General features: G+C 43.4%; 3 protein-coding genes. 1 reads left to right on the top strand and 2 read right to left on the bottom strand.

The window, feature by feature from the left end; all coding sequences use genetic code 11:
- A partial coding sequence (locus tag R7Q46_RS20830; RefSeq protein WP_318077762.1) for an Ig-like domain-containing protein occupies positions 1-4,575 on the top strand: 4,575 nt, incomplete at its 5' end.
- Positions 4,576-4,663: 88 nt separating this feature from the next.
- On the opposite strand, the gene R7Q46_RS20825 is transcribed toward R7Q46_RS20830, so the two are convergent.
- Together R7Q46_RS20825 and R7Q46_RS20820 are read right to left on the bottom strand one after the other, a co-directional pair.
- Positions 4,664-5,278, bottom strand: a complete 615-nt coding sequence (locus R7Q46_RS20825; RefSeq protein WP_031781371.1) for an OmpA family protein — start codon at positions 5,276-5,278, stop codon at positions 4,664-4,666.
- 2 nt (positions 5,279-5,280) lie between these two features.
- On the bottom strand, positions 5,281-6,597 hold the full coding sequence (locus R7Q46_RS20820; protein WP_213872034.1) for a TolC family outer membrane protein: 1,317 nt from the start codon (positions 6,595-6,597) through the stop codon (positions 5,281-5,283).
- Between the last annotated feature and the right edge of the window lie 214 nt (positions 6,598-6,811).

Genomic DNA, 6,811 nt, shown 5'->3' with positions numbered 1-6,811 from the left:
GAGCTGAGCTTCAGCGTTTCTGGCAACAGCAACATTCAAGTGGCGATCGTCAATGGCATTGCTACGTTCACTCCAACTGCGGACTGGAACGGCTCTGAAGCGTTGACCTTTACGGCTACCGATCCAAGCGGCGAGAGCGTTAGCCAAACGGTGAACTTTACGGTTGCGCCAGTGGCGGACATCGTGGCAGACAAAGCGACGGTTATGGAAGACACGCCGACCATCATTAAGGTCTTAGGTAACGACACGTTCGAAGGCAACGACAAAGTGGTGTCGCTCGATACCAATAACGGTCCAGCGAACGGCACGGTCTCGGTCAACCCGGATGGCAGCGTCACTTACACGCCAAACGACAACTACCACGGCACAGACAGCTTCACCTACATCGTTACCTCGGGTGGGGTATCGGAGTCCACCACGGTGAACGTCGATGTGACGCCAGTCAATGACAAGCCTGACAGTGAGGACTTTACGCATGTGACTGACAAGCCTGTGACGCAAGTTGTATTTGATACTGATACGAAACCTTTAGGTGATGGCGACTCTCAGGATCATATAGCGGATATTGAAGATGACTTAAATGGCAACGACTTGCATGTGCAGATTACTGAACTACCGACCTCAGGAACATTGTTCTTCAGAGATAACAACGGTGAACTGCATGAAATAAAAGAAGTCAGTGACACTCTTTATGAAAAAGATAGCCTTTACTATGAAGCTGATAATGTGGGTTTCTTATTAGGTATCAAGGATCGCCCAGATACACCAAATAGTTCCGAGTCTACAACAGATTTCAATAATTGGGGGCTAAGTGAGGACGGAGGTCCATCACACTCCCGTACTGAGCATTTAGTTAATGGTTCCTCCATCACTATATCTTCTGATAGTGGTGAACTTGCTCAATACAACCGCCAAGTGTCACATATCGGAAACGGTATTGCTGACAATGATGGGCAGGGTATTGAGAAAGGCGAGACAATTACGATCGATTTGTCTAATAACCCTGTGGGCAGCGTAAACCTTGGCTTAGATGGATTAGGTGGATTGTTTGATTACGGTGATGACAACGCTGCGCTTATTACGGTTACGTATTTAGATTCAAATAATATCGAACAGACTCAAACGTTCGAGTTCTTGAAGCCTGAAGGCAACTTCATGCTATTCCAAGAAACAAGCGTTGGTTTTGGGCAGGAACTAGCTCTTCCTGAAGGTTCGGTCATTACTCAGTTAGATTTTTCTACGAAAAATGAAGGGAACTGGGAGTTACGTTATGTAGAAGGTATTCCTGCCGGAGATAGCTTTGGATATGTGGCAGTCGATTCTGAAAGTGGAGTTAGTGATCCGTCTACGGTCAATATCGTTAACGAAATACTAGATGGTAATGTTGCGGAAAATGGACCTGTGGTGGAGAGCATTGCAGGTGTTACTGTTGTTGAGGGTGACGATGTCACGTTTTCTGTTTCTCTAAATAACGCGACAGATCAGACCGTTAAGTATCAAGTGGATTTCTCTGCAGAGGGTTCTAGTGTGAGCTCTCAAGACATTGATTTGTCGAACGCAACTTTTACTAATGGCGTGAAGTATTTGGGTGGATACCTTATTGTTCCAGCCGGAGTGAATGGCTTTGAGATTACCATTCCAAGTATTGATGATCAGTTGGTTGAATCAACAGAGAGTCTTGTGATTAAAGTCGGAGATGTATCTGGCGTTGGCTATATTGATGATAATGATGTTCCGCCAGCAGTTCAAAGCAACGAAATTTCCGGATTAGAAGACGAAGCTATTGTTATAACACTAGAACATTTAGGCATCGTTGATAGTAGTATAAGTGTTGAGTTTGACACTTCTGCTCTAAATGGCTCACTGCAAGTGAAAGGTTCTGATGGTTGGGAAGCGGTTTCTGGCAGTGTACTCGCTTCTGATATCCAAAATGGTCTTGTTCGTTATGTTCCTGCTGAACATGAGTCTGGTGCAAATGTTTTCGATAAAGACGGTGTTGGGAACGGCTTGGATACTTACGAGCAGATTCATTTCACTGTTAGTGATGGCAATTCTTCTGCTTCAGGTACGTTGAGTATCGACATAGAGCCTGTCGCGGACCCAATTAAGATTGACCTTACTTTCGGTCCAGTAACGTCTGTACCTGTGACACTAGGCGGAAGCTGGTCTACAGACGAAGAACTTAAAGAGCTGCTTGAGGCAAGTAATTTACCAGGGCTTGACTTTGAACATGTGGTGACACAAACGTTTAATAACGGACATGTTGGTAATGACTTAATGCTAAGCGGTGACACTGAATCGCCACTGAGCTTTGTCGGAGATCAACAAGCAGGTGCGAACGTTGATGCTCAAGGCAGTGATATCTTTGTGACTGGAGGAGGTAATGATTCTATCTATGGCGGTATTGGTTCATTAGATGATCAAGCGGAGACGGACACAGTTGTTTACTCTGGCAAGTTGTCTGATTACAACTTCAACTATTACCCTGCATCTGACCACTCAGAGGTCCCGTATTGGATTGTCGAAGATAGCCGATTTATTGATACAAAAGATGTTGTTTCGAGCACTCATAAAGAGTCGGGTGACCACCTTTATGAAATTGAACAACTTATCTTCCAAGATGCCATTATCAAGCTAAATAACAACACAGGAGAGTATGTTGTACTTACAGAGCAGCAAGTCTCTTTTGAGCTGAACCTTGATCTTATCGATGTGGATGGCAGTGAGTCATTTATTAACGATAGCGTCACCTTAACGGGAATTCCTTCAGGGCTAACATTAGAGGTGAATGGCAAAACGGTTACTGAAAACAGCGATGGTTCTTACACGGTTGACCTTTCAAGTGAACCAAATCAAACCAGTCATCAACTAAGCGGTACGATTACTGTACCAGCCGATTACAATGGTTCGTTAGATTTTGATGTAACAGCGACGGCAGGAAGTGTTGAAGTTAATAACAATACTCAAATGGGAACGGACACGGCTTCTGTTTCAGTTCGAGATTATGATTTTGTTTCCGGTACGCATGGTGATAACAAGATAGCTGGATCTGATAGCAATGATGTGATTGTTGGCGATGTTCAAGGATTACAGATTGTCGAGGGGCAGGACTACAACATTGCTTTTATGCTCGATACATCAAGCAGCATGGGTTACGACGTTGGTCTAGCGCTAGGTGAGCTAAAAACAGTGTTGAATACTCTTACCGAAAGTGCTAGTGGCCCTCATTCGGGCAAAGTGAACGTTTTATTGACCACATTTGCTACTGGGAGCTCTCAGGTACTTGAATTAGATTTGAGTGCAGACAACGCAACATCGCAAATAGAGTCTACATTGGATGCAATTTTACAAATCGGTGATGGTAATACAAATTATGAAGCCGGGTTCCAATCTGCACTAGACTGGTTTGCTAATGCCGATAGTGGCGCAACAAACCTAAGTTATTTCATATCTGATGGTCAACCAAACCAAGCTACGGATAACACTACGAGTTGGTTTAGAGGTTGGGAGGGTGTCGTACTTGGCGTGTCAGAACAAAAGTTAGTGACGCTAGCGGATGTCTTGCCAAGTGATTACAGGTTTGGTGATACAGTCACATACAACAATAAAACAATCATAGATTTTCGCGGGGCGGTGTATTCGCTCTCTACTGGTGAACAGGTGGGGAGAATGTTTAACTCATATGTCTATGATGATTATGAAAATAATGTTCTATCTCAAGCGAATAACGCATATCAAGCATTGGCTGAATTTAGTGAGGTTCGTTCGATAGGTCTTGGTCGCTACTTAGATGAAGATTCGTTAGAAAACTTCGACTCTGATGGTGTAGTAAGAGCTAACATAGATGTAAACCAACTAGCAGAAGTGATCCTTGGTAAGGAAGTTTCTTTGATGCAAGGCAAAGATGAGATTAACAGCCTTGATGGAAATGACATTATTTTTGGTGATGCCATGCGTTTCGACGTCGATGGTGAGCAAGGAGTTTCCGCGCTGCAAAACTACGTAGCTTCTCAACTAGGTAAGGATGTTTCGTTGGTTACCAAAGAAGAAGTTCATCACTACATTACTGAAAACCAAGCAGAATTTGAACAGTCTCGTTATTACGACCAGGCAGATACCATCTCTGGTGGTTCAGGAGATGATATTTTGTTTGGACAAGGCGGTGACGACAAGCTGTTCGGTGGTGCAGATAATGATATTTTAATTGGTGGTTTCGGCAATGATATTTTGACAGGGGGGGACGGTGAAGACATCTTTAAATGGATTGATGTGTCCAATGAACGCGACACTGTCACTGACTTCAATAAAGATGAAGACACTCTAGACTTCTCTGATCTCTTTGATGACTTATCTAAAGATGAAATTGGAGAGCTTCTTAATGATCTTCAATCAGGTGATCATACTGGTGATGTCGGAGAGTATCACGTAGAAGTAGCACCAGATGGCAGCTCTGAGACAAACCTGAGTATTACAAAAGGTAGCTCGACATTAGACATACATTTTGACGGTGCAAGTGTTGATGATGTGACTCAAAGCTTGATTGCAAGTTTAGAGGCGCAATACAAAGATATGTAGTGGCGTTACCATTTAGGTAAAATTGAAAATCAAAAAAGGTCTAGCAATTTGCTAGACCTTTTATTTTTACGTTCTGTTTATGGTTGTGTTAGCTTTTTGGAAGTGTAGTGAAAACGGTCCATTCTTTCTTAACTTCACCCTTGTGACCAATCACTGTTGCGGTTACTCGACGGTTTAGCGCGTGACTCACTTGGTCGGTTCCTTGTGTTGCAAGCACTGTGTCTCCATAGCCCACAATGGTAACTCTATCCCCACTAATACCATTCGTCATGAGTTCTTTTCTAACGTTCTCAGCCCGGCGCTTGGATAGGTCGAGATTGTGTTCTGCAGTACCAGTACGACTAGCATAGCCCTGAATCTCGATAGACGTATTTGGGTACTCTTTCAAGAAATCAGACAACTCACGAATTTGTTGCGTAAAGATAGGGTTTATAACATCGGAATCGTTCGCAAATAGGACTCGAATTTGCATTTCTTGTGAGGAGTCGACATACGAACCGCAGCCATCGTTATCTATCTCGGCTCCTAAAGGAGTACCCGGACACAAATCGCGCTCGTTAATAACACCGTCTGAGTCATCATCTATATGATCAGCCCACTGATCGGCAATTGGCGTATCGATGTAATCATACTCATCGCCTTTATCGGATGAACTGCATGCCGAAATCATCAATGAGAGTGCAATAAGAGTTATGTGTTTCATAATTAATACTCCACTTCTTCTAGCCATTCTTGAGGCATTTCGACCCTTAATGCACTCAACAGTTGACCTGTTGCGTTCATCACTCGATATTTGGCGTACTGCTCTGCGTATTTAGAATCTAAGTAGTCTTTACGCGCCTCAAAGAGCTCGTTTTCAGTGTTCAATAGATCAAGCAGTGTTCGTTTACCGATGCGATATTGCTTCTCGTAAGCAATTACGGTCTCAGACGCAGAGTCTACATGATCTGATAGAAACTCTTTTTGTTGTAATGTTAAATCAAGCGCACTCCAAGAAAGTCTTAACCCTTCTTCAACATTGCGATAGGCACCTTCACGCAAGTCTTTTGCTTTATTTAGCTGGTAGGCGAAGTTTTCTGAGTTCGCTGCATCACTGCCGCCATTGAATAGGTTGTAGCGTAGGCGCAGCATGGCAAGTGTCTCATCACTGCGACCTTTTAAACCATCAGCGTCGTCACGCCATGTTTGCGAAGCTTCAATGGAAATGGTTGGGTAGTTAACACCTTTAGACTGTTTGTATTGAAACTTAGCCGAGTCTACGTCTGCGAGTGCGACTTGAATAACGGGGTGCAGTTCAAATGCCAAGCCTACCGCTTCATCAATTGTGTACGGAATAAAGTTTTGGTCCGCTCTCGGAAAGATTAGCCCTTGCGGTGTTTGACCGACTAAACGAGTGAACATCGTGTGAGAGTCATACAGGTTATTTTGAGCAGCGGCTAAGTTGCCGTGTGCTTTTGCCAAACGTGCTTCTACTTGCGTTAAGTCAGCGGTAGAGCCGATACCCGAGTTGACTCGTTTTTTAATGTCATCGTAGATATCTTTGTGAACAGCCAGGTTGTTTTCAGACAGCTTGAGTATTTCGTAAGCTTTTACAGCGTCTAGATACACTTTGGTGACTTCAAGTGCTTTATCCGATGCGTCGGCCAAAAGTTGAAATCTTACTGATTCAGCGTCCGCTGCAGTTCGGTCGATATCATTAAGAGTCGCACTGCCGTCCCAGATAAGTTGGGTTAGTGTCACCGATGCTTCTTTTCGAGTGTAATCTGTATCTCCACGTCCCACCTCGTCAGAAGGGTCTAATCCTTCATACCCAATACCCGCATCTAGATCAATAGAGGGCAAGTAAGCACCCGAAGATGCTTCATTTACGTATTTTCGGCTCGTAAATTCATTAAATGCACTCTTAATGTCAGGGTTGTTTTTTAACGTCAATGCCACGGCTTGCTCTAAAGTTTGACCGAAAACGGGTATAGACACCATTAAACTACAGCAGCAAGCAATATTTAGTCGGTTCCATTTCACGGTATTTCTCCTAAAAATTCGTGTTGCTTTTTGCTATTTCATCTCATAACTGAGACGAAACATCATAAATAACAGTGCTTGAGTAAGGGATTTATCAACCTACTGTTAAAACAAAGCTTTTGTTTCAAAAATCCAAGATTTCGCCTTTTAAAACCTTAGCACATATGTCGAATGTTGCTTAGCAACATAGCAAGTTTAGCTCGGAGAAAAGCTT

Source organism: Vibrio sp. 811 (assembly GCF_033339195.1).
The sequence above is the reverse complement of the archived record's forward strand: the minus strand, read 5'-3'. Positions and strand labels throughout refer to the sequence as shown.